The sequence below is a fragment of the Bacillus sp. MHSD_36 genome, from assembly GCF_030757775.1.
Classification (GTDB): domain Bacteria; phylum Bacillota; class Bacilli; order Bacillales; family Bacillaceae_G; genus Bacillus_A.
The window spans coordinates 137221-162036 of record NZ_JAVBIS010000001.1 but is presented as its reverse complement, the minus strand read 5'-3'; the positions used below and the strand labels follow the sequence as shown (position 1 = coordinate 162036).

General features: G+C 36.3%; 26 protein-coding genes. 7 read left to right on the top strand and 19 right to left on the bottom strand.

Translation table 11 applies throughout. The features are described 5' to 3' along the window. Positions 1-90: 90 nt before the first annotated feature. From parC to Q9B79_RS00870, 7 genes are all read right to left on the bottom strand, one after another. Positions 91-2514: a DNA topoisomerase IV subunit A gene (parC, locus tag Q9B79_RS00900; protein WP_306182257.1), complete on the bottom strand. Its 2424-nt coding sequence runs from the start codon at positions 2512-2514 to the stop codon at positions 91-93. A 1-nt stretch (position 2515) separates the two neighbouring features. Then, positions 2516-4480, bottom strand: a complete 1965-nt coding sequence (parE, locus tag Q9B79_RS00895) for a DNA topoisomerase IV subunit B (RefSeq protein WP_048527581.1) — start codon at positions 4478-4480, stop codon at positions 2516-2518. Positions 4481-4856: 376 nt separating this feature from the next. Then, complete coding sequence (locus Q9B79_RS00890) at positions 4857-5270, bottom strand: CoA-binding protein (RefSeq protein WP_098671290.1); 414 nt, start codon at positions 5268-5270, stop codon at positions 4857-4859. Between the two features lie 79 nt (positions 5271-5349). Further along, entirely contained in the window at positions 5350-6591 is a 1242-nt protein-coding gene (locus tag Q9B79_RS00885) for a S1C family serine protease (RefSeq protein ID WP_098671291.1), read from the bottom strand. Between the two features lie 201 nt (positions 6592-6792). After that, on the bottom strand, positions 6793-7470 hold the full coding sequence (locus Q9B79_RS00880) for a response regulator transcription factor (RefSeq protein WP_001044683.1): 678 nt from the start codon (positions 7468-7470) through the stop codon (positions 6793-6795). A gap of 18 nt (positions 7471-7488) precedes the next feature. Beyond that, positions 7489-7941, bottom strand: coding sequence for an anaerobic ribonucleoside-triphosphate reductase activating protein (nrdG, locus tag Q9B79_RS00875; RefSeq protein WP_306182256.1), 453 nt, complete (start codon positions 7939-7941; stop codon positions 7489-7491). Beyond that, the gene (locus Q9B79_RS00870; protein ID WP_306182255.1) at positions 7938-9794 is read right to left on the bottom strand and encodes an anaerobic ribonucleoside triphosphate reductase; all 1857 of its coding nucleotides are present in this window, start codon (positions 9792-9794) and stop codon (positions 7938-7940) included. The genes nrdG and Q9B79_RS00870 overlap by 4 nt, the downstream gene beginning before the upstream one ends. Positions 9795-10019: 225 nt before the next feature. Here Q9B79_RS00870 and plsY point away from each other — a divergent pair, with 225 nt between their 5' ends. Together plsY and Q9B79_RS00860 are read left to right on the top strand one after the other, a co-directional pair. Next, entirely contained in the window at positions 10020-10616 is a 597-nt protein-coding gene (gene plsY / locus Q9B79_RS00865; RefSeq protein WP_306182254.1) for a glycerol-3-phosphate 1-O-acyltransferase PlsY, read from the top strand. Positions 10617-10724: 108 nt separating this feature from the next. Then, entirely contained in the window at positions 10725-11015 is a 291-nt protein-coding gene (locus Q9B79_RS00860; RefSeq protein ID WP_001054449.1) for a HesB/YadR/YfhF family protein, read from the top strand. 26 nt (positions 11016-11041) lie between these two features. Here Q9B79_RS00860 and Q9B79_RS00855 read toward each other — a convergent pair whose 3' ends face one another. Continuing rightward, positions 11042-11461: an acyl-CoA thioesterase gene (locus Q9B79_RS00855; protein ID WP_306182253.1), complete on the bottom strand. Its 420-nt coding sequence runs from the start codon at positions 11459-11461 to the stop codon at positions 11042-11044. 109 nt (positions 11462-11570) lie between these two features. On the opposite strand from Q9B79_RS00855, the gene Q9B79_RS00850 reads away from it, so the two are divergent. Further along, positions 11571-12863, top strand: coding sequence for a glycoside hydrolase family 18 protein (locus Q9B79_RS00850; RefSeq protein WP_306182252.1), 1293 nt, complete (start codon positions 11571-11573; stop codon positions 12861-12863). Between the two features lie 28 nt (positions 12864-12891). Here Q9B79_RS00850 and tlp read toward each other — a convergent pair whose 3' ends face one another. From tlp to Q9B79_RS00825, 5 genes are all read right to left on the bottom strand, one after another. After that, positions 12892-13089 (bottom strand): small acid-soluble spore protein Tlp, encoded by a 198-nt coding sequence (gene tlp / locus Q9B79_RS00845; RefSeq protein WP_001133511.1) that lies wholly within the window; start codon positions 13087-13089, stop codon positions 12892-12894. 99 nt (positions 13090-13188) lie between these two features. Beyond that, entirely contained in the window at positions 13189-13323 is a 135-nt protein-coding gene (gene sspN / locus Q9B79_RS00840; protein WP_000527987.1) for an acid-soluble spore protein SspN, read from the bottom strand. 43 nt (positions 13324-13366) lie between these two features. Beyond that, positions 13367-13510, bottom strand: a complete 144-nt coding sequence (locus Q9B79_RS00835; protein WP_098760071.1) for an FbpB family small basic protein — start codon at positions 13508-13510, stop codon at positions 13367-13369. Between the two features lie 141 nt (positions 13511-13651). Further along, a complete protein-coding gene (locus Q9B79_RS00830; protein WP_306182250.1) occupies positions 13652-14599 on the bottom strand; it encodes a 3'-5' exonuclease in 948 nt (315 codons plus the stop codon). A 115-nt stretch (positions 14600-14714) separates the two neighbouring features. Next, complete coding sequence (locus tag Q9B79_RS00825) at positions 14715-15290, bottom strand: TlpA family protein disulfide reductase (protein ID WP_306182249.1); 576 nt, start codon at positions 15288-15290, stop codon at positions 14715-14717. 252 nt (positions 15291-15542) lie between these two features. Here Q9B79_RS00825 and Q9B79_RS00820 point away from each other — a divergent pair, with 252 nt between their 5' ends. Further along, positions 15543-15800: a hypothetical protein gene (locus Q9B79_RS00820; RefSeq protein WP_098095294.1), complete on the top strand. Its 258-nt coding sequence runs from the start codon at positions 15543-15545 to the stop codon at positions 15798-15800. Positions 15801-15823: 23 nt separating this feature from the next. On the opposite strand, the gene Q9B79_RS00815 is transcribed toward Q9B79_RS00820, so the two are convergent. Continuing rightward, positions 15824-17473, bottom strand: coding sequence for an ABC transporter ATP-binding protein (locus tag Q9B79_RS00815; RefSeq protein WP_306182247.1), 1650 nt, complete (start codon positions 17471-17473; stop codon positions 15824-15826). 268 nt (positions 17474-17741) lie between these two features. Further along, entirely contained in the window at positions 17742-20465 is a 2724-nt protein-coding gene (gene acnA, locus Q9B79_RS00810) for an aconitate hydratase AcnA (protein ID WP_306182246.1), read from the bottom strand. Between the two features lie 291 nt (positions 20466-20756). Between acnA and sspO the strand changes: the two genes are divergently transcribed. Further along, positions 20757-20906, top strand: coding sequence for an acid-soluble spore protein SspO (gene sspO, locus Q9B79_RS00805; protein WP_000518051.1), 150 nt, complete (start codon positions 20757-20759; stop codon positions 20904-20906). 41 nt (positions 20907-20947) lie between these two features. On the opposite strand, the gene pdaB is transcribed toward sspO, so the two are convergent. Further along, the gene (pdaB, locus tag Q9B79_RS00800; protein WP_306183300.1) at positions 20948-21673 is read right to left on the bottom strand and encodes a polysaccharide deacetylase family sporulation protein PdaB; all 726 of its coding nucleotides are present in this window, start codon (positions 21671-21673) and stop codon (positions 20948-20950) included. A gap of 45 nt (positions 21674-21718) precedes the next feature. After that, positions 21719-21982 (bottom strand): hypothetical protein, encoded by a 264-nt coding sequence (locus Q9B79_RS00795; protein ID WP_001146293.1) that lies wholly within the window; start codon positions 21980-21982, stop codon positions 21719-21721. A gap of 121 nt (positions 21983-22103) precedes the next feature. On the opposite strand from Q9B79_RS00795, the gene Q9B79_RS00790 reads away from it, so the two are divergent. Further along, positions 22104-22226 (top strand): small acid-soluble spore protein P, encoded by a 123-nt coding sequence (locus tag Q9B79_RS00790; RefSeq protein ID WP_000042141.1) that lies wholly within the window; start codon positions 22104-22106, stop codon positions 22224-22226. A gap of 124 nt (positions 22227-22350) precedes the next feature. Next, complete coding sequence (locus Q9B79_RS00785; RefSeq protein WP_048527563.1) at positions 22351-22737, top strand: Hsp20/alpha crystallin family protein; 387 nt, start codon at positions 22351-22353, stop codon at positions 22735-22737. 260 nt (positions 22738-22997) lie between these two features. Here Q9B79_RS00785 and Q9B79_RS00780 read toward each other — a convergent pair whose 3' ends face one another. Both Q9B79_RS00780 and Q9B79_RS00775 read right to left on the bottom strand, forming a co-directional pair. Beyond that, positions 22998-24236: an MDR family MFS transporter gene (locus Q9B79_RS00780; protein WP_306182245.1), complete on the bottom strand. Its 1239-nt coding sequence runs from the start codon at positions 24234-24236 to the stop codon at positions 22998-23000. Positions 24237-24304: 68 nt separating this feature from the next. Continuing rightward, positions 24305-24712: a hypothetical protein gene (locus Q9B79_RS00775; protein ID WP_306182244.1), complete on the bottom strand. Its 408-nt coding sequence runs from the start codon at positions 24710-24712 to the stop codon at positions 24305-24307. Positions 24713-24816: the final 104 nt, after the last annotated feature.

Genomic DNA, 24816 nt, shown 5'->3' with positions numbered 1-24816 from the left:
ATTCAGTTATTATAACAAGATTATTACTATGTACATAATAATTTGCCTAGAAAAAAGCATCTTGCCATTATTCACAGCAAGATGCTTTTTTTATTCCGGTCGTTTTTTCGTCCACGTTTCAATAACTTCACCAGTATCGTTAACATCTAGTACTAAACTTCCGTTACTATACCGGTCTTTATTTCGATACGCTTTTGGATCAATTTCTTCTACGATATGTTTCTCTGTCTTCATATAAACTAGTTCATCATCTCGAACGATTTCAATACCGACAATACGGTATGGATTACGTTTTAACTCTTTGAAAATAACAAGTCCTCGCTTCGCCCTCGTTGATTTCTCAATTTCTGATGCTTTTAGACGCTTCACAGCACCGCGCTGCGTTACGAGAATAAGTTGATCTTTGTCACCATTTAACGGTTTACCAGAAGCGACATAATCATCTTCTTTTAAATTAATTGCTTTCACACCAGCGGCTCTTACACCGACTGGACTTACTTCATCTTCATGGAAAATAAGTGCATACGCACCATGCGTTGCAAGAACGATATCACTCGTTCCATCTGTCGCAAATATATCAACAACTTCATCATCTTTTTTCAAGTTTACAGCAACAAACGCCCTCGAATAGCGCTGTACTTTATATAGATTTAATTCTGTCTTCTTAATCATACCATTCTTTGTTACAAATACAATAAATCGCTTTTCTTCCTCAAAATTCGGTACGACAGTTGCCCAAATAATTGTTTCATCCCGGTCGAGTGAAACGATATTAGCAACGTGCTGACCTAAATCTTTCCAACGAATATCTGGCATTTCGTATACTGGCAGATATATATAGTTTCCTTTATTCGTAAATAAGAGGACTGTCTCTGTTGTATTCGTATCAAATCGTTCAAGTAAGATGTCACCCTCTTTCATACCGAAGTCTTTGCCATTTGAGGCATTATGCGAGCGCCATCCAGTACGTTTCACATATCCTTCTTTCGTTACAGTAACGATGACATCTTCTTGCGGGATCATTACTTCCACATCTATTTTAATTTCTTCGATTTGGTCTTCAATAATCGCACGTCGATCATCACTATATGTTTTCTTAACTCTCTTTAAATCTGTTTTAATTACTTGAAGTAATCTTTTTTCACTCTGTAAAATTGCCTGTAACTCCACAATTTTTTCATTCAATTCATCTGCTTCTTTTTCTAATGCCGTAATATCTGTATTTGTTAAACGATATAATTGCAACGAAACGATCGCTTCTGATTGTGCTTCTGTAAAGCCAAATTTTGCACTCAAATTATCTTTCGCATTACGCTTATCTTTAGAAGCTCTAATTGTTTCGATTACTTGATCTAAAATTGATAATGCTTTCATTAAACCTTCAACGATATGTTGACGATTTTCTGCTTTTCTCAACTCATACTGAGAACGCCTTGTTACAACTTCTTTTTGATGCCCAATATATGCATCCAAAATTTTTGGTAATGTCATAAGTGTAGGACGACGATTATTTATCGCAACCATATTGAAGTTATATGGAATTTGTAAATCTGTATTTTTATATAAATAATTTAAAATACCTTCAGAATTTGCTTCTTTTTTTAATTCTACGACAATACGAAGCCCTGTACGGTCAGTCTCATCACGTACTTCAGCAATACCGTCTAATTTTTTATCTATACGTAGTTCATCCATTTTCTTAACAAGGTTCGCTTTATTCACTTCGTAAGGAATTTCAGTAATTATGATTTGTTGTTTTCCACCACGAATTGTTTCAACTTCTGCTTTTCCGCGAATAATAATTTTACCTTTACCTGTTTCATACGCCTTTTTAATACCATCAATCCCTTGAATAATACCACCAGTTGGGAAATCAGGTCCTTTAATAACTGTTAATAAATCATCTACCGTACTATTTGGTTTATCAATACGCATCATCGTTGCATCGATTACTTCACCTAGATGATGAGGCGGAATTTCCGTCGCATAACCAGCTGAAATCCCTGTAGATCCGTTCACTAATAAGTTCGGGAACATTGCTGGTAATACAACAGGCTCTTCACTCGTATCATCGAAGTTTGATACAAATTCCACTGTTTCTTTATCAAGATCACGTAATAACTCAGATGCAATCGGTGATAAACGGGCTTCTGTGTAACGCATTGCCGCAGCTGGATCACCATCAACGCTACCGTTATTACCGTGCATCTCAACTAAAACATTACGCACTTTCCAAGTTTGACTTAAACGTACCATCGCTTCATATACAGAGGAATCACCGTGCGGATGATAGTTACCAATAACGTTACCGACTGTTTTAGCTGACTTACGGAACGCTTTATCATGTACGTTTCCTTCTACGTACATGGAATATAAAATACGTCTTTGTACTGGTTTTAAGCCGTCACGCGCATCTGGAAGCGCGCGATCTTGAATAATATATTTACTATAACGTGCAAAGCGGTCACCTAACACGTCTTCAAGCGGGAGGTCATGAAACTTCTCTGCTTGCATGTTATTCCACCTCCGTCTCCATAATCATTTCATTTTCTAAAATATTTCCTTCTTCTTGCATACCAAACTGTACATTACGCTCAATCCATTTACGGCGCGGTTCTACTTTATCGCCCATTAATGTTGTTACGCGGCGCTCTGCTCTTGCTGCATCATCAATTTTCACGCGAATTAACGTACGCGTTTCAGGATTCATCGTTGTTTCCCATAATTGATCTGCATTCATTTCACCAAGCCCTTTATAACGCTGTAACATATAGCCTTTTCCGACCTTCTTCGTTACACCATCTAATTCTTCATCTGACCAAGCATATTCAATTACTTCACTCTTACCTTTTCCTTTACTTACTTTGTATAAAGGAGGAAGTGCGATAAACACTTTACCAGCTTCGATAAGTGGTTTCATATATCTGTAGAAGAACGTTAATAACAATACTTGGATATGTGCTCCGTCTGTATCGGCATCGGTCATAATTACAATTTTATCGTAATTAATATCTTCCACATCAAATTCATTTCCTACGCCGCCACCGATAGCATAAATGATTGTATTAATCTCTTCATTTTTAAATATATCAGCAAGCTTTGCTTTTTCTGTATTAATTACTTTACCACGTAACGGTAATACCGCTTGGAAACGTCGGTCTCGACCTTGTTTCGCAGAACCACCGGCAGAGTCACCCTCTACTAGATATAGTTCATTTTTCTGCGGGTTACGTGACTGTGCAGGTGTTAACTTACCACTTAATGTACCTTCTGACTTCTTTTTCTTTTTACCAGTACGTGCTTCCTCTCTCGCTTTACGAGCAGCTTCACGCGCTTGCGCTGCTTTAATTGCTTTTCTCACAAGAAGTGTAGCTACGTCCGGATTTTCTTCTAAAAAGTAAGCTAAATGCTCTGATACAATGGCATCAATTGAAGAGCGCGCTTCACTTGTACCTAGTTTCCCCTTCGTTTGTCCTTCAAACTGAAGTACTTCTTCTGGTACACGTACAGAAACGATAGCTGCTACACCTTCACGAATATCTGTACCTTCTAAGTTTTTATCTTTTTCTTTTAATAGTGAAACTTTACGAGCATACTCATTAAACACACGAGTCATTGCTGTTTTAAATCCAGCTTCATGTGTTCCACCATCTTTTGTACGTACATTATTTACGAACGACAAAATATTTTCTGAGTAGCCATCGTTAAATTGGAATGCTAGCTCTGCTTCAATTCCATTTTGTTCACCAGTGAAATATACAACCGGATGGATTGAATCTTTTTCTTCGTTTAAGTATGAAACGAAAGCTTCAATTCCTGTTTCATAATGAAAGACATCTTCTAAATCATTTCTCTCATCTTTTATTGAGATTTTCATCCCTTTTAACAAGAATGCAGATTCACGTAATCTTTCACATAATGTTTCATAGTTATAATTTGTTGTGCTGAAAATCGTTGTATCTGGTTTGAAATGCATTGTCGTACCAGATTCTTTCGTCTTTCCGATTTTCTCAAGCGTCGTTACAGGAACACCACCATTTTCAAAACGTTGTTCATAAATATTTCCGTCACGCTTAATCGTTACGACTAACCATTCTGATAAAGCATTTACAACTGATGCCCCAACACCGTGTAAACCACCACTCGTTTTGTAACCACCTTGACCAAATTTACCACCGGCATGAAGTACAGTTAAAATAACTTCAGGTGTAGGTTTCCCAAGTTTATGCATTCCCGTAGGCATTCCTCGCCCTTTATCTATAACGCTAATACTATTATCTTTATGTATTACGACAGAAATTTCGTCGCCAAATCCCGCTAACGCTTCGTCAACGGAGTTATCTACTATTTCGTATACTAAATGATGCAATCCACGGCTGTCCGTGCTCCCGATATACATACCCGGGCGTTTTCGAACGGCTTCAAGTCCTTCTAACACTTGAATCGCATCTTCATTATATTGGAACTGATGCTTTGCCAAACTCCTTGCCCCTTTCCTAATCCAAAATCAGAACATATGTTTCTATTATAGAATAACGCCTCGACTATAGTTTTGGCAAGTTATCTTATCTCTTTTATATACCATTTTCAATAGAAAAATCCTTGTTTTTTCACAAGGATTCCTCTAGGCTACTATTTCAGAAAAATAATCGTTTGTCAACGAGAAATGGATATGTATTCCAAGATTACACATTCCAAACCTTTATTATGATCCAAATGATCAAGATCCAAAACGGGATTACAAGTAACAATCCCCAAAAACAGCCTTTAAAAAATCTCATGATGAACACCTCGTTCATCGGCCCTACTTATCTATAACGAGGGCTGAAGCAATCTTTCTACCTTTACAATCCATGCTATTTTGTCATTGCATGTTCTACTTTTATACAACGATCCATAATAACAGTATAGTCTTTTTCTTTTAAAAGTTTATATGTATCTTCATCTTGTACTCCTAATTGTGCCCAAAAAACATCTGCATCAATCTCAACAAACTCTTTTGCAACATCCATTAAAAACTCTGAGCGACGAAATACATTTACAATGTCAACATGTTCTTTAATATCCTTTAGTGAAGCAACTGCTTTTTCTCCAAGCACTTCATCTACTGTTGGGTTTACTGGAATAATACGATACCCAGCATCTTGCATTGCTTTTGACACCATATACGATGTACGTTCTGGCTTATCCGATAATCCAACAACTGCAATCGTTTTGCTTTTCTTTAATACTTCACCAATTTCCGTACGAGTTGGGTTTTCAATCATCATAATTAATCCCTCCTATTCCTTTAGTATAGCCGATAAAGAAAGTCTCTTTCAACATGAAAGAGACTTTCTTTTATTCCGATTATTGATTCTTTGTAGCTGAGTTATCTGCTAAAGTAGCTGTTTTCGTCATTTTTTGACCGTTACGATAGAATGTAACTTCTACTTTCTCACCTACTTTTTTCTTTTCATATAAATATTTACGGAATTGAAGTGAGTTTTCTACTTTTTGATTATCTAATGCTACTACAATATCATATTGCTCTAAACCAGCTTTTTCTGCCGGTGATATTGGGTAAATTTTACCTAATACAACGCCATTTGTTACTTCTTTTGGCACTTTTAATTGATTTACTGCATAAGCTTGCACATCTTCTAATGAAACGACACCTACTCCAAGAGCTGGACGTTTCACTACGCCGTCTTTTTCAAGTGATTCAATAACTGGCTTTGCGATATTAATTGGAATAGCAAATCCAATTCCTTCAACTTCTTGTTGTGCAATTTTACTTGAATTAATCCCAATTATTTCACCATTTTGGTTAAATAATGCACCCCCACTATTACCTGGGTTAATTGCTGCATCTGTTTGAATAACTTGAGCATTCCAATCCGCGCGTTTATCGCCATCGATATCTACTGGAATTTCACGTTCTTTACTACTAATAATACCTTCCGTTACACTTCCATCAAACCCTAGTGGATTACCGATTGCAATTGCTTTTTCACCCGCACGGATTTTACTTGAATCACCTAAAGTGGCAACTTTATTTACGTTAGATCCATCAATTTCTACAACAGCTAAATCTAACCAAGGATCTTTCCCTACAAGTTTTGCATCTACTTTTTTACCATCACTTAATTTTACAGCAAGTTTATTTGCTCCATCTACTACATGGTTGTTTGTTACAATATACGCTTTATTTCCTGCTTTTTTATAAATAACACCTGATCCTGAACCAGCTTGCTGTTCTTGGCCTGTCGGTTGCATTGCAAATGGATCAATACTTTGTTGCATATTAATAACACCTACAACAACATCTTTCGCACCTTCAATCATACCAGGTAAATCCGTTTCATTTTTTGCTTTATTGACAACAGGAACTACAGTACCTTCAACTTTTGAATCCGAACTGAATGATGATACAGCCGCTCCATTATTTTGAGCCCATGGCATATATGGTGCCGCAAAACTAATTGTGACAGCCCCAACTACAGCTCCGACTAAACCTGTGAAAAAATAACCTTTTTTACTGCCTGATTTTCTCACTTCTCTCGTTTCACTATGCTCTTCATTTAAATTTGGTCCGTCGTAATATCCCATGTTTACTTCCCCTCTCTGGTGAATTCGTATTTTCAGTATAGTCACGTTTTGTGTCCTTCTTGTGAACTCATCGTGAAATCCAATTAAAAAAATACTCTTATCTAACATTGTAGACAAGAAATGTATTTTTTGTACATTCTACCTGCCAAAGAGGATATAAAATCGACATTTCCCTAGGCTAAAGTACACAATCCGTTACAATTATTCTTCAAACTTATAACCAACTCGAATAACAGTACCAATATGCTTCGCTTTATCTCCTAGCTTATTTCGTAGTTTTTTAATATGAGTATCAACCGTTCGGTCATCACCGTAATAGTCATATCCCCACAACTGATCTAATAAATGTTGACGTGACAACACAATTCCTTTGTTCTCCATTAAATAAACAAGAAGTTCAAATTCTTTATGTGTCAATATAATTTCTTCTCCATCTACTAAAACGGTTCTAGATAGACGATTCACTTCTATTCCAGCTAGAGACATAGCATTTTCTTCGGCTACTCCTACCACGCCATCCGCACGTTTTAATAACGTCTTCGCGCGAGCTACTAACACTTTCGGGCTGAAAGGTTTCGTTACATACTCATCTGCACCTAATTCGAAACCTAGTAATGTATCATCTTCATCTGAACGTGCCGTTAACATAATGATAGGTACTGCTGATTCTTTTCTAATTCGTCTACAAACAGACCATCCATCTATTTCTGGTAACATAATATCTAACATAATTAAATCAATTTCATGCTCTGCAAATAATTCTAACGCTTTTTTTCCGTCTTCTGCTTCGATTACTTCAAAGCCTTCATTGCGAAAATAATCACTAACAATTTCACGTAATCTTCTTTCATCTTCAACAAGTAATACTGTTTTATTCATATCATCTATCCCGCCTTTTTACTCTTTCAATCGAATAATACGTTGATTGGAGCTTCCGCGAAATGGAAGTGTTAAATCTTTTTTCTCGATTTCAAATCTTCCATCGACTAAAACATCCCCATAATGTAACAACTCTATCATATCATTATTTTGAGAACTCTGTATCTCTTCTAACGTATAACCTGTATACATCCATAGATTTTTTTTCAAATCTTTCACTGCTTTTGCTACTTTTTTCACTTCAGTAGCTTGAAAAAATGGATCTCCACCTGAAAATGTTACATCAGTTAATGGATTACTTGCAATCTCTTTCACAATTTCTTCTACTGCCATTTCAGTTCCATTACAAATATTCCACGATTTCGGATTATGGCAACCGAAACAACGATGCGGACAGCCCGCAAAAAACACGACTGTCCGCACCCCTTCTCCGTCTACTACACTATCATGAATGATATTCATCACTTTCATTTATGTTTCACCCGATCCATCTCTTCACTACGTTTTGCACTATTCCACTTTGACATATCTCCTACAAGATAACCTGTTATACGGCGAATTCTTTCTATATTGGCCTCATCTTCATTTCCGCAGCTTGGACATTCATTTCCAATAACTCCGTGGTAACTACAGCACTTACAACGGTCAACTGGATGATTAATTGAACCGTACCCAACGCCATGATCTGCCATCGCTTGTACAATTTGTTTTAACGCTTGTTTGTTATGCATAGCTGCTCCGTCTAGTTCAATATACGTAATATGTCCCCCGTTACATAAGGCATGGAAAGGTCCTTCTAAACGAATTTTATTTATCGCTTGCATGTTATAGTAAACTGGGATATGGAATGAATTCGTATAATAATTATGGTTCGTTATACCGCTAATCACGCCAAATTCTTCCCTATCCCTTTTCACAAACTTCCCTGATAACCCTTCTGCAGGAGTTGCAATGACTGAGAAATTCAGTTTATGTTCGTCTGTCGCTTTATCCATTCTATCTCTCATAAAGGAAATGATTTCATACCCGAGTTTCCATGATTCTTCATCTTCTCCGTGATGCTTTCCTGTTAAAGCTACTAAACACTCCGCAAGACCGATAAAACCAAGACTTAACGTCCCTTGCTTTAAAATGGATGCTACAGAATCTTCAGGCTGTAACTTTTCTCCACCGCGCCACACACCTTGTGAATATAAAAATCGAAAATCTCTTGCCCGCTTCGTACATTGATACTCAAATCTCTCTAATAATTGCTGAATTCCTAAATCTAAGTAATAATTTAACGCTTCAAAAAACGCTTCTTTTGAACCACTAATGAGCGCTAATTTCACTAAGTTAATAGACGTAAATGATAAATTACCTCTTCCAATCGCTGTTTCTTCTCCATGTACGTTAGACATAACACGGGTACGACACCCCATGTAACATACTTCACTTTCCGGTCGTCCATCATAATGTACTGCATTAAATGGGGCATCTAAAAATGAAAAATTAGGGAATAATCGTTCCGCCGTTGTCTCTAACGCTAATTCAAATAAATCATAGTTCGGATCACTTTCTTCAAAGTTCACACCTTTTTTCATTTTAAAAATTTGAATAGGAAAAATTGGTGTTTCCCCTTTACCAAGACCAGCTTGCGTCGCTTTTAAAAGCTGTCTAACTAATAACCGTCCCTCTTTTGTTGTGTCTGTCCCATAATTAATAGAAATAAACGGTACTTGTCCTCCGCCTCTACTATGCATACTATTTGAATTATGAATGAAAGCTTCACAAGCCTGATACGTATCATTTTCTGTTTCTTTCCACGCAAATTCTTCTATTTGTTCTGCCGTAAGCGGATATGACTGCAATCGCTTTTTATGTCTCTCTACTGTTTTTCTCACATACGGGGCTAAATCCATATCAAAGAGTGCAAACGATTGACCACCGTGCTGCATATTTTGATTTGCTTGAAAAATAATAGATGAAAGGGCCAATGCACTTTTAATGTCTTGCGGTTGTCTCATATGTCCATGTCCGGTATGAAAACCGTTAGCAAGCATTTGCGCTAACGGAATTTGCGAACAAGTCGTCGTTCCCGTCGCATAAAAGTCTAAGTCATGTGGATATAATATATTTTGATTTATCGCTTTTTTCACTTGATCTGACAATAAATTTTCAACAGCGTAATATTTCGCGCTCTCAGATGCGAACGTTCCCATTACTCCCATCGGAGAGCGGCCATCTACATTTGCATTTTCTTGCATTAAATCTTGTTCATTGCCGTGGACAATTGTCTCAAACACTCTCATTAATTCTTCTCCACGTGTATTTTTTTGTAACATTTATAACCCTCCACCAATATGTTGTTGTCTTTTGATTAAAATATTACTACATATAGTCTGATTGTTTCTGTGAGAAATGTAACATTCCTGTGAAATTTTTTTCACGAAATAATGAATTTTGCATTTACAAAAAAGAAATGTGCTCTTTACAAATGTATGGTACAATATACGGGAAAAACTCTTTTTACCCTTTATCAACACATTTGAATAAAGGAGACTGAACTTATGGTTACTACATATCTTTTATTTATCGTTGCCTACTTACTTGGTTCGATTCCATTTGCACTAGTCGTTGGAAAGATTGGTTATGGAATTGACATTCGTGAGCACGGAAGCGGTAATCTAGGCGGAACAAATACATTCCGCACACTAGGGAAAAAAGCAGGTTTTATCGTTACAATTGCTGACATTTTAAAAGGTACATTAGCAACAAGTCTACCGATTATTTTCGGGTTAGACATTCATCCACTATGGTTCGGATTAGCAGCTGTTCTTGGACATGTGTATCCGATTTTCGCAAAATTCCGTGGTGGTAAAGCAGTTGCAACTTCTGCTGGCGTGCTATTATGCTACTCACCAGTTGTTTTTGCAATTTTAGCTGTTGTCTTTTTCAGCCTTTTATTTACAACAAGATACGTATCACTTTCTTCTATGGTAACAGCTGTCGTTGCCGTTATCGCATCAATTGTTAGCGGGGATAAAATCTTCATTATTGCGATGTGTTTATTAGCAGGTATGGTTATTTATAAACACCGTGCAAATATTGGACGAATTATAAATAAAACTGAACCGAAAGCAAACTTTTCAAAAAAGCAAAAATAAGATCGTAACCCACATAACGCAAAAAGAAAACGTGAAGCATATTAATAGCGTCTTTTTGCGTTATTTTTTATACTAAAGAAAAAGCAACATAATTTGGAGGAACTATACATGAATCTTTCCGTAACAAAAGAAGCAGCACAATGGTATAAAAACGAATTAAACTTACAATCGGGTGAAACACTGCGCCTTTTCGTACAATATGGCGGTTGCAGTACTGTACAAAAAGGACTTTCTTTAGGTATTCGTAAAGATGATCCTGCACATCCTGCTGTTCAAACTCAAGAAGAAGGTATTAACTTCTTTATTGAAGGCGATGATGAGTGGTTCTTCGATGGACATAATTTATCTGTTACATTTAACGACGGTGATGATTTCCCGCAATTTAATTATGAAAAATAAAAAAGCGTGGCAGATGCCACGCTTTTTTATTTTTTCTTAATTTCCTCATATTTCGCATACCATTCAGGATAGAACTTTTTAAACGATACAGGCCTAAACCCTTCTTTTTTCGCGCAAATATTTGTCGTACTTGCAGTAATACAAAGATCACCTTCACCATTATAAATTTCATATCCATATACAACGCGAAGTGGGCTCACAGTGTCCACCCACGTTTTCACAATTGCTTTTTCACCATAACGCATCGCTTTACGGTATGAAATTTGCAAGTCTAATACAGGAGAAATAATGCCCTCTTTCTCCATTTCAACATAGGAAAACCCTAAATCTTGTATAAGTTTCGTACGGCCTAATTCAAGCCACACTAAATAGTTTGAATGGTAAACAACACCCATTTGATCTGTTTCCGCATAACGGATTTCAACTTCATATTCTGCTACAAACATATGTACTCGCCTTCTTTCACTTCTGCTACCTTGCATACATTTAATCATAATACAGCAGAATCAAAAATAAAATAAAAACAGTGAATCTTTTACCGAAAGGAGCAAGCATATGATTCAAATTGTAACGGTTCGTAGCGGTGATAGCGTATATAGCTTGGCATCAAAATACGGATCAACACCTGACGAAATAGTAAAGGACAATGGACTAAATCCAGCTGAAACACTCGTCGTTGGTCAGGCGCTGATCGTGAATACGAAAGGGAATAATTATTATGTTCAGCCTGGCGATAGCTTATATCGAATCTCTCAAACATATAACGTTCCTCTTGCTAGCTTAGCTAAAGTGAATAACTTATCTTTAAAATCCATTCTCCACGTTGGGCAGCAATTATATATACCGAAAGGGACGAAACGAGCAGTAGAATCCATCGCTTATTTACAACCTTCCACTATACCCATTAAAGAAAGTTTAGTTAATGCTACACGTGCCATTAATCCATTTTTAACATATTTAGCTTATTTCAGTTTTGAGGCAAAAAGAGATGGTACATTAAAAGAACCAACTGAAACAGCTAAAATCGCTAATATTGCAACACAGGGTAACACCATCCCTATGCTCGTTATTACAAATATTGAAAATGGAAATTTCAGTGCCGATCTGACATCAGTTATTTTACGGGACGCAACAATCCAAAACAAATTTATTACAAACATTTTGCAAACTGCTGAGAAGTACGGTATGCGAGATATTCATTTTGATTTCGAGAGTGTTGCACCCGAAGATCGCGAAGCGTATAATCGTTTTTTACGAAATGTAAAAACACGCTTACCTAACGGATACACATTAAGTACAACGCTTGTACCGAAAACAAGTTCTAATCAAAAGGGAAAATTTTTCGAAGCTCACGATTATAAAGCACAAGGACAAATTGTTGATTTCGTCGTCATTATGACATATGACTGGGGATGGCAAGGCGGACCACCGATGGCAATCTCTCCTATTGGTCCTGTAAAAGAAGTACTTCAATACGCAAAATCTCAAATGCCTCCCCAAAAAATTATGATGGGGCAAAATTTATATGGATTCGATTGGAAACTTCCGTTCAAACCAGGAAACCCACCTGCAAAAGCAGTTAGCTCTGTTGCAGCTGTTGCACTTGCTCGTAAATACAATGTTCCTATCCGTTATGATTTCACAGCTCAAGCTCCACATTTCAATTACTTTGACGAAAACGGTGTACAACACGAAGTTTGGTTTGAAGATGCGAGATCTATTCAAAGTAAATTCAATTTAATGAAGGAACAAGGCATTGGCGGTATTAGTTATTGGAAGATTGGCTTGCCATTTCCACAAAATTGGCGTTTACTCGTTGAAAACTTTACAATTACGAAAAAGGGCTGACAAAAGTCAGCCCTTTTTGTACATTCTGTTAAGACTCATCTTTGATTTCACTTTTTAATGAGTCAATACTTTCTAAACGTCTTTGATTTTTTGCTTCAATAGCAGCACGATCTTTTTCATTAGAAAGTTCCGCTGTTTCTTTTGCTTCATTAAAGTTATCAACTGTATTTTGTACCATTTCTTGTAACTTTTCAGCGTTGTCACTTCGATTATCTGGATTTGGCATGTACTTCCCTCCTAATATTGTATATACACACCATCTTAAATTACCTATCTTCCCTCAAATTTATACATAAAAAAGGAGAATGTAATATTCTCCTTTTCTTTAACCGTTATCAACAATCGGTTGTTTGCCCGTTTGGTCTTGCATTTGCTTTCCTTTATTGCCACCAGCCTTTTTTGATTGTGTTCCAATATGATTCGGTGCAAAATCTTTTGAATTCTTTTTCGGATTACCCATTACTATCGCCTCCTTAACACTAGTATCGTACTAGTGTTAAGAATTATTCAGCTTGCTTAAAAAGTTTCATTTCATAACGTTTTTCAATACGCTCTTCAATACGATCGATTGCATCGCGATCGCTTAATAATTGTTGTTTATTTTCTTTCACAAGCTCTTCAAATGATTTACGGCGACTTCTTCTCATGCTGTTCACCCTCTCTCCTTCGCATTCTTACTATACATAGTATGAGCAAATGAAAAACTCTTTAATCAGATTTGCAAGAAAATTTCATGTTTTAGTACTCATAAAAAAACTCCGTGTACAATAAAACGTACACGGAGTTTTTTATACCATAATATCCAAATACTCTTTTAACTTTTCATCTGCATTCATTTCACTTTGTTTATAATCATGCAGCGCTTGCAGTACAAAATCATACTGTTCTAAAATATAACTTTCTAATTTCAGGACGTCCTCTAAGCTAGTAAGCATAATTCTCGTATTACCAACTTCACTTTTTAACGCCGGTTCACATTTTAAACTCGTACATATTTCTTTCACATCATCTTCTAATATCTCTGTTAATATGTATTTCTTTCGCCCTTTTACTTTTAGCCTCATAACTGGATAAAAAGCTTTTATATCTAAATAGCTTCCTACATTCATACAACGAACCCATTCGATATCACGTTTATTTCGTACAAGTATCTCTTTTACTGCTTCATATACTGCTGTTTCATCAAGTACTTCCGTATCCGATTTTCTGTTTGTTTCTTCTTCAATAGAGGCACATTTTTGATAAACAGCTGCACACGTAATACAATCATCAAATGCATTATGAGAACTTAAACGAATTCCGAGCATTCTCTTTAACGTTTCAAGTTTATGATTAGGCGCGTGCTTCATATATTTCTTCGCTAAAAACACAGTATCAATCACTTTATTTTGAGGTTCTGGTAATCCGAGCATATTCACATTACTTTTCAAAAAGCGCATATCAAAAGATGCATTATGAGCGACAATTACATTTGTATGTAAAAATGCTAAAAATAATGGTAACACTTCTTCAATCGTCGGTGCATCCGAAACACGATAATTTGTAATACCTGTTAAACTCGTTATTCGGTCCGGGATTGAACGCTCCGGATTCACATAGGAAACAAATTGATCTACTAGTTCATGATTACGATATTTCACTGCTGCGACTTGAATAATTTTATCATTATAAGGGTTAAATCCTGTTGTTTCAAAATCAATTACAACATAATCTAACGGTAAGGATATATTCCCCACGCCAAACACTCCTTTACCTCTAAACGTTTATATTTCTTTTATCATAACATGCTGCTATCACTACGTGAAAAAGAAAAGGCAGAAATGGTAACTTTCCACCTCTACCTTTTTACCGTTATTTTAATTTAGCAATCCGTTTCTCCATTTCTTTTTGCGTCATCGGTCCAATAAACTTATCTTGAATGACACCTTTCGTATCTATAAAATACGAAGTTGGGATCGTAATGACTTTATACGCTGTTGTCACATCAATGTTCTTGTCCAATAAAATAGGAAAAGTAATTCCTTTCTCCTTAGCAAAATTGCTTACCTTTTCTACTCCCCCACCTTTTTCTGAAGGCGTATAATTTATTGCTAAAATTTCTACGTTCTCTTTATGTTCTTTATAGAAAGCTTCCATATCCGGCATTTCTTGCTGGCAAGGCCCACACCACGTTGCCCAAAAGTTTACAATCACTTTCTTTCCTTTTAAATCTGATAACTTTACATTCGTTCCATCTAACTTCGTTAATGTAAAGTCTGGCGCACTCTTCCCTATTTCAATACCATTACTTGCAATCATCTCTTTCATAGCAGCTTCACTTTTTTCTTGCTTTCCTTGTACAGCCTGATCATTTTTACCAAACTGTTCATAAGCTGCATATCCCGCTAAACAAAGTAACACTACAATAATCGTAAGCTTCCGCCACATTTTATATCACCCTAACGTGTTTATCTTCTTGTAACTTAATCACTCAAATACTATATACCTTATTTTAGCTTATACGGACAAGCTTGGAAATATTCACAGTCTAAATAATCTAAATATTCGTAATTAAGATGGAATATTTCCCTTTTTATCATATAATTAGAAGAACAAATGAAGTGTTGCTTATCTTCTTATGGACCCATTCATCTTTTTACTCTCGTAGTTATAAACCTACAACAAAAGGGGGGATTGTTTATGAATTCATTCGAAAAAACAACATTATATATTCTTAGTTTTCTTTTATACCCAGTCGGTATTATTACATGGATCATTTCACTCTTTAGTAAAGATCTTGAAAAAAAGAAAGTAGGGCGTATTTGTCTCTACGTCTCTCTAGTCTCATTCGTCCTTTTCTTAATTCTTGGAATTGCCACTTTCCTTACGACTGCTACCTTTAACGTTGATCTGAATCATTCAGAATCTATCGAGTATCAAATTAATGATGCTGAATAAGGATAAGAGCAGTGCTCTTATCCTTATTCACATTTCTTAAAAAATGAATGACTATATATTAATTTTTCAGGACTTCCACATGCAACAATACTACCTTCTTTCATTATGAGAACACGATCTGCTAGTATTGCTTTCTCCACATCATGCGTTGCCACAATTCTCGTGACCTTGCTTCCTAATCCTTCTATCATATCCCAAACAGTTTCTTGATTACTCGGATCTAATCCTGCAGTCGGTTCATCTAAAATAATAAGATTCGGATTTGAACCCATTGCTCGCAATATTGCAAGACGTTTCCTTTCTCCTCCTGAAAACTCTTCACCACTTTTATGTAATACAGTTTGAATCCCTTCAGGTAAATCTCTAATAATCGGCTCCACATTAACGAGTTCAATATTTTTTTCTAACTGGTTTTCTAAATACTCTTCCCCGAAATACATATTCTCTATTACTGTCGTCCGAAAGAAACGGGGTTCTTGCCACACTGTAGTCATACGAGCCTCATTACCATAATAAACAACGCTACCGTTAGATGGTTTATACAAACCTGTCATTAATTTTAAAAGCGTTGTTTTCCCTGCACCACTTTCTCCTACAATCATAACGAGTTCACCTGGATTAATTTGCAAATCAATATTATGAATTCTGCATTTCTCTCCATCACTTTCCTGAAATGAAACATTTGTTATCACCATTCCCATCGCTCTTTCTACCTTACTTTCTGCCCCTCGTTTATCTAAAAAAGAAAAAACTCTATTTGCCGAAGCGACTGCAACTTGTGTCATCATTAATAAATCGCCAACGTAACGAACTGGAAAAAAGAGCATTTCAATTGTGGCTAACACTGCAACGAGTGAACCAACTTCTATTTCTCCCCTCATTATTTTTTGTGCACCTATAATGAGAACAACGATATATGCTCCGGTTTCAATCACTGTTCCAACTACTCCAATGCAATGTTGCATCATCGTCTTCTTTACTTCTGTTTTATAAGATTGTGCTGTAACTCCTTTAAATAAGCGAATGGCCCATTTTTCTTTTTGCAAACTACGTAAATCTTGCGCTCCTTTTACAAACTGTGACACCCTCTCTACAACACTTGATTGATTGTTTTGAGCAATACTTGCAATATTCCTTACCTTTTTTCCCATAATCATTGGAACAACTACACTTAAAAATAAAAACGGCGTTACCCACAATATGAACTTTATATCTATATGTTGTAGCGCTATAAACGCACCTATAAATTGTGCAATGGCATGTATATATTCTATTAATATAGAACCATATAATCTGCCCCAATTCGGAATATCAGACACAACTAGCGTCTCTAACTCTCCTTGCTTAATCTTCTCACTCTCTTCAAACGATAATGAGAAAAAATGATGCAACACATCTATACGCTTCTTTCGCAATATTCGTTGACTTGCTTTGGAGCTCACATAATCAAATGAAAGATTGTTTATCCACATCAACAAGCGACTACCTGCAAACAAAGCAATGTAAAGATACGCTCCCTTTAGCTCTCGTTGAATAAGGTTATCTACAATTAGCCCCATGAATAGTGGACGTGATAAATTTAAAATAGCTGCAAAGATCCCGCTGCATATAGCTGCTATTACTAATAATTTTTCTTTCTGTAACGGTAACAATATTCTTTTATATTCTTTCATGATGTTCCCTCCATTTTTATAGTAAAAAGAAAGGGATGAAACCAAATGGTTTCATCCCTTTCCATAAAGTGAAACTTTAATCAGTGGGGGTTTTCTTCATCCCCCACTGATTATTAGTTGAACCAATCGGACTTTTATGGGCAGTTGATCCCCCACCTAACTTCTTTGCTTTCGCTGCATTTTGAGGTGGGGGTCTTACTGCCCATTAAAGTCGGATAAAATAAGGAAGCTAACAGTTGTTAGCTTCCTTCTCGTTCATTTCAATTATTTAGTTCGACACCTTAGATTCTTCAATTTTCTCACGAAGAACCATTTGTAAGATACCACCGTGACGGTAGTAGTCAATTTCAACTTCACTATCGAAACGAGCTACTACTTCAAATTGCTTTTCGTTGCCATCTGCATCAGTTGCAACTACTTTTACAAGATCGCGTGGTCTAACTGTTTTGTCAATTTGAATTTCAAATGACTCGTTACCAACAAGACCTAACGTTTCAGCACTTTCGCCATCTTTAAATTGAAGTGGTAACACACCCATTAACACTAAGTTACTACGGTGAATACGCTCGAAACTTTCTGCAATTACTGCTTTAATACCTAATAAGTTTGTACCTTTCGCAGCCCAGTCACGAGAACTTCCCATACCGTAATCTTTACCAGCAACAACTAGAAGGCCTGTGCCATCTTCTTTATATTTCATAGCAGCATCATAGATAGACGTTACTTCACCAGTTGGCCAATATGTTGTATATCCGCCTTCTGTTCCTGGTGCGATTTGGTTTTTAATACGGATGTTCGCGAATGTACCACGCATCATAACTTCATGGTTACCACGACGAGAACCGTAAGAGTTGAAGTCAACTGGTTGTACGCCGTTTTCTAATAAGTAGCGTCCAGCTGGTGTGTGCTTACCGATTGAACCTGCTGGTGAAATGTGGTCTGTTGTTACAGAGTCACCAAATTTACCAACTACACGTAAGCCCGATAACGTTTCAACTTCACCTGGTTCTTTAGATAATCCTTCAAAGAATGGTGGGTTTTGAATGTATGTTGAATCATTATCCCAAGTATATAAAGCTTCATTTGAAGTTTGAATTTCATTCCAACGCTCATTGCTATTAAATACTTGTGCATATTCTTTCTTGAACAGTTCAGATGTAACAACGCTTTGAACTACATCTTCAATTTCTTTAGCTGATGGCCAAATATCGTTGAAGTAAACGGCATTGCCATTTGCATCTTTACCGATTTCATCATTTTTCAGGTCAATATCAACAGTACCTGCAAGTGCATATGCCACAACAAGTGGTGGTGATGCTAAGTAGTTTGCCTTTACAAGCGGATGAATACGACCTTCAAAGTTACGGTTACCAGATAAAACAGATGTTACTAGTAAGTCGTTTGCTGCGATTGCTTCTTCTAATTCTGGCGCTAATGGGCCAGAGTTACCGATACAAGTCGTACAGCCGTAACCAACTGTTTGGAAACCTAATTGATCTAAATATGTTGTTAAACCTGATTTATCTAAGTACTCAGTAACAACTTTAGATCCTGGTGCTAATGATGTTTTTACGTATTCAGGTACTTTAAGTCCTTTTTCAATTGCTTTCTTCGCAACTAAACCTGCCCCAATTAATACGTATGGGTTTGATGTATTTGTACAGCTTGTAATTGCAGCAATTGCAATTGCACCTGTTTTCATCGTTACTTCTTTATCTTCTAATGTAACCTTCACTTCTTTATCGAACTCTTGCTCATTAAATCCAAGTCCTTGTGTTCCAACTGGTGCTACAACAGCTTTGTGGAACGCATCTTTCATATCTGAAAGTGGAATTAAATCTTGTGGGCGTTTCGGTCCAGAAAGGTTAGATTCAATTGTATTTAAATCAATTTCAACAAGATCAGTGTAAATTGGATCTTTGCTGTCTGCTGTATAGAATAAACCGTTTGCTTTACAGTATTCTTCAACAACGCGAATTTGCTCTTCATCTCTACCTGTTAAACGTAAGTATTCTAATGAAATATCATCGATTGGGAAGAATCCACAAGTTGCGCCGTATTCTGGTGCCATGTTTGAAATTGTTGCACGGTCAGCTAAAGGCATGCTCTTTAGTCCATTACCGAAGAACTCAACGAATTTACCAACTACACCCTTTTGACGTAATACTTGCGTTACTTTTAATGCAACGTCAGTTGCTGTAGTACCACTTGGAAGTGTACCAGTTAATTTCACACCGATTACTTCAGGTACTGGGAAGTATGAAGGCTGTCCAAGCATTCCTGCTTCTGCTTCAATACCGCCAACGCCCCATCCAAGAACACCGATACCATTAATCATTGTTGTATGTGAGTCTGTTCCAACTAATGAATCTGGGTATGCAACTAATTCACCTTCAGCATTTTTCACAGCATGAACAACTGGTGCTAAATATTCAAGGTTTACTTGGTGTACAATACCTGTAGCTGGTGGAACTGCACGATAGTTATCAAATGATTTTTGTGCCCAGCTTAAAAATTTATAACGTTCTTCATTACGTTTAAACTCTAAGTCCATGTTGAATGCAAGCGCGTCTGCCGTACCCGCTCTATCAACCTGTACAGAGTGATCAATTACAAGGTCTACAGTAATTTCCGGATTAATTTTATCAGGATCCCCACCCATGTCTGCCATTGCTTTACGAAGCGAAGCCAAATCAACAACAGCTGGAACACCAGTGAAATCTTGTAAAATTACACGAGATGGTTTAAATGGAACATCGATATCTTGCACATCTTTCGTTCCCCATTTCGCTAAATTTGTAACATGCTCTTCTGTGATTACACGTCCGTCTACTTGACGAAGTACTGATTCAAGTAAAACTTTCACGGAATATGGTAATTGAGATACGTTGCCAACCCCTGCATTTTCAAGCGCTTTCAAATCATAATAATGATACGTTTTTCCATCTACTTCAAAAGTTGCGCGTGATTGAAATGGATTATGTTTGACCATTATGTTTCCCCCCTGTTAAACGTGACTGAGTTGTCTGAATATAAAATGTAGACAAACTTTTCAATACCTTACGATAATATCTTATTACAACTTTCTAAATAAGTAAATAATAAGAAACTTATAGATTATCATAAGTTTTCTTTATGTTTCTAAATTTGAATAGTGTTCATGTTCCTTATGAATACTATTACCATAAAGTAAAGTGCTCTATTAGCGCTTTCTTTACAGTTCATACATACTATGAACTGCTCATCATGCAACTTACAAAAAAAGTTATAGAGGTGAAATAAAATGGGTAAAAGAAAAGCAAATCATACTATTTCAGGAATGAATGCGGCATCTGCCCAAGGACAAGGTGCTGGTTATAACGAAGAGTTTGCAAATGAAAACTTAACTGCTGCAGAACGACAAAATAATAAGAAACGTAAGAAGAACCAGTAATGAAAAATCCCAAAAGGAATATTCACCTTTTGGGATTTTTTCTAATGTTTATAACGTAACAATTCCGAAACCGTTACAAATCGATAGCCCTGCTTTTTCAGTTCAGGTAAAATTTTTGCTAGTGCTGCTACTGTTTGACTACGATCATTTCCTCCATCATGTAACAATACGATATCGCCACTTTTAGCATGTTTCACTACATGATTTACGATAGATTCTACCCCTGGATTTGCCCAATCACGTGGGTCTTGATGCCACGACCATAGAACAGTTTGATAACCTGCTTCTTTCGCTGTTTTAAATACAGCATCGTTAATATAACCGCCAGGAGGACGGAATAGCAAAGGCTCTTTCACCCATTTTTCGAAAAATTTCTTTCCATCTAAAATATCTTTTTTTAATTTTTCATCTGATGAACTATTCGCATATAAATGATTCATCGTATGATTTCCAATTTCATGCCCCTCTTTTAACACTTGTTTCACTAAATATGGATTACGCTGAACTCGAAATCCAATCATAAAAAATGTCGCTTCTGCTTTATATTGACGTAACAAATGTAAAACTTGCGGTGTATAAGTTGGATCTGGGCCATCATCAAATGTAATGGCAATAATCTTTTCATTATTAGGTACTTCCCACGTTACATAGCCAGTTGGTTCTAGCTCTTTTCTGAGCAACATTTTCGCTTCCACTTTTTCAACTTGAAATATATGTACTGCGCATAATAAAGAAAAAACGAATAGAAAAATTTTGTGTTTTTGCATAATGTTCATTAAAGTAAGAGATTGTCGCATACACAACAACCTCATTTACTTTTCTAATTGATCTACATGTTGCATAATATTTTGGAGATTATTTTCATATTGCTCAAGTTGCGGGCGTTGTGTTTCCGAAGCTACTTCTAACGCATTTTGAATCTGTTCATACGCCTCCTGAACCTCTTGGCGTAACTCTTTTAAATCATGACCGTAGTTTGGATCATTTTTCACAATGTTGTTATATGCATGTTCTGCTTGTGTAACGCCTTGCTGCGCTGCTTGAAAAGCTTGCTGTTTATCTTTATGATATGGCATTATATAATCCCCTTTCCATAATAGTTAGTCCCAATTATCTTTACCTTTTTTTCTAAAAACATTCTCGTATAAATTTGCAAACTTCTCTCATTCTAAAGAGAAAGAGGAGGTGTCACATACAATGAGCAAAAACAATCGTGAAGCAAAAGAAAAAAAGGGACAACCTGAACCATTAAGCGGATCTCATAAAGTAAAAAACCGTAACCATTCACGCCAAAAACATCATGCACATCATGATATGTAAAACAAAAGGTTCACACTAGCTGCCTTTACCACATACACTGTTTATATTTTTCCATTTATTCTTCACCCCTACTTCATTCATGCATAACATAGTATGAATTGAGATTTTACGGAGGGTGTCTTACATGGGCAAGAAAAAGAAGGATTGTCTTTTTCATGTTGATGGTTTCGAAGAATGGATGGATCAATTTTGTTCTGATTCTTGTAGTAACTTTAGTTTCCCAAATCAAATTCATATTGACCTTTGCGAAACTGAACAGGAATACATTTTGGAAACAGATGTACCAAATGTATCCGAACAAAATGTAGTCATTGAAAAGATGAAGACAGGCCTAAATATTTGCATACTTCATAATAATAGTTCTTTACAGCGGATCATTCCTTTACCTGCTACTATTATTTATAAGAAGATGCTAGCCTGCTTAGAGAATGGATATTTAGCCATTCATATCTCCAAAAATGAAGTTGCTAATAAACATGAAGAAAAAGTTCTTTTTCAAATTGAGAATTAAAGTCAACTTCCCCACTGAGATGAAGCGTTTCAGTGGGGGCTTGAGTTAGAACGCTAGGTCTTTTCATAAATACAAAAATAAGCCCCAGCCGTCTGCTGGGGCTTATTTTACCCCGCGTTAACGGACAGTAAAACTCCCACCTCAAAATTCAGTTGGAGCAAAGAAGTTAAGTGGGAGTCGGACTGTCCGTTAACGTCCGATTGGTGAGGGATGATAATCAGTGGGTGATGAACAAAACCCCCACTGATTAAAGTTTCACTTTATTTCGCATGTAGTTCTAAATTACAATTTCTATCATCCCTTTTTTTCAATAAACCTTTTGTAACTAAAAGCACAGGAAATGCTACAGTTGAAAATATAGCTAGCGCTAAAAAGACAATAAATCCATTTTGGTACCCGTAGTAATCGAGAAGTACTCCCCCAAACCATGGACCAATTACTGCTCCAATTCCTGAAAATCCCATCGCTCCAAAATATGTGCCTTTTAAATGCGAAACAGCTATATCATCTATAAATACGTCCGTCATTGAAAACATGAGAACTTCTCCAATTGTAAAAATAATTGTGCACATAGCAGCACCTAGCATAGATTCTACTATTCCAAATCCAAACAATCCTCCGCTCACAAATAAAGTTCCAACCATAATGGATACTAACGGTGTATACTTTTTACAAATTTGAATAACAGGGTATTGAATTACGACTACAACAATCGCATTTAAAGCTAGCATATATGAAAATAATTTCACTCCATCCTGAAATATATGTGCATTTGCAAAATATTGAGATACTGTCGTCGTTAAATGAGAAAAACCACAATTACTCAAAATAATACCAACCAACGCAACTAAAAAAACGACATCCTTTTGCAAAATGCGAATTGCATTTAACATCGTGACAGGCTTTTCTGTAGTTACTTTCTTTTTTTCAATCGGATACTTCTTAAATTGGAACGCTAATATAGCTGTATATAGAATGTATACTCCAGCTGCTACTAAAAAAGGAATTGTAGATTTCGCGCTTCCAATCTGTAACCCGACAAGTGGGCCAATCGCCACTCCAACATTGATTGCACCGTAACGCAAATTATATACGAGTAAACGATACTCTGGTTTTGTTAAATCTGACAATAATGCTCTTGACGTCGGTTCAAAAAAGGACCTACATAATCCATTCAAAGCATTTAATAAAAAGAAACTTAAAACATGATCTGCAAGTGAAAAACCTATGAATACAAAGACCCAAACGATCATGGACCATATTATAATTATATTTCGCCCGAATCGATCCGATAAATTCCCTCCGATAAAACTAGAAAACACTCCAACAAGTGCACTCGTTCCGATAATAGCACCCGTCATTCCAGCTGATACGCCTTTCACAGTCGTTAAATAAATTGCTAAAAAAGGAATACTCATTGACGTGGCAAACCTCGCAAATAAAGTCCCTATTATAATTGTCATTCCTAACGGATGAATATTTTGTAACTTCCCCTTCATCTAAAAAACCTACTCTCCCTGTTCTTACATGAAAAAAGAAAGCAAAGGATCTGCTTTCTTTTCCCTTTTTATACTTGCGCTGTTGATACCCGCGCTGTTCTCGTTATATCCATATCTATGCCATATGTAAACTGTAGTTCTTTACAAACATCTTTAATTAAAATTGTGACATTATACCTCTCATTAAATTGTAAAACGATGTTTTCTACTTCTTCATATGTATACTTATATTCCCCTGTAATGACACTTTTTAGATCAAAGCATTCATTTATACAAAGTTGTACAAGCAACTGGTCATATTTCTCTATTACATCTTCTTTCTTCCACAGTACCTCTTTTACATATAACCGATCAAACTTCACACTTTCTCGATTACAGTCCGTTAAAATCCGGGTCATTTCATTTAATTCTCGATACAATTCAGAAATATTTTTGCTTAAACTAAGCAGTTTATCTACGCCGTTTTCATATAACATATTCATTCCACCCCCGCATTTTCTTTTTCTTATTATAGCAAGAAAATTCTAAAAAAAACTTCTTTCTTCTGAAATATTAGGAAACTAATTTCGATTGCTTTACA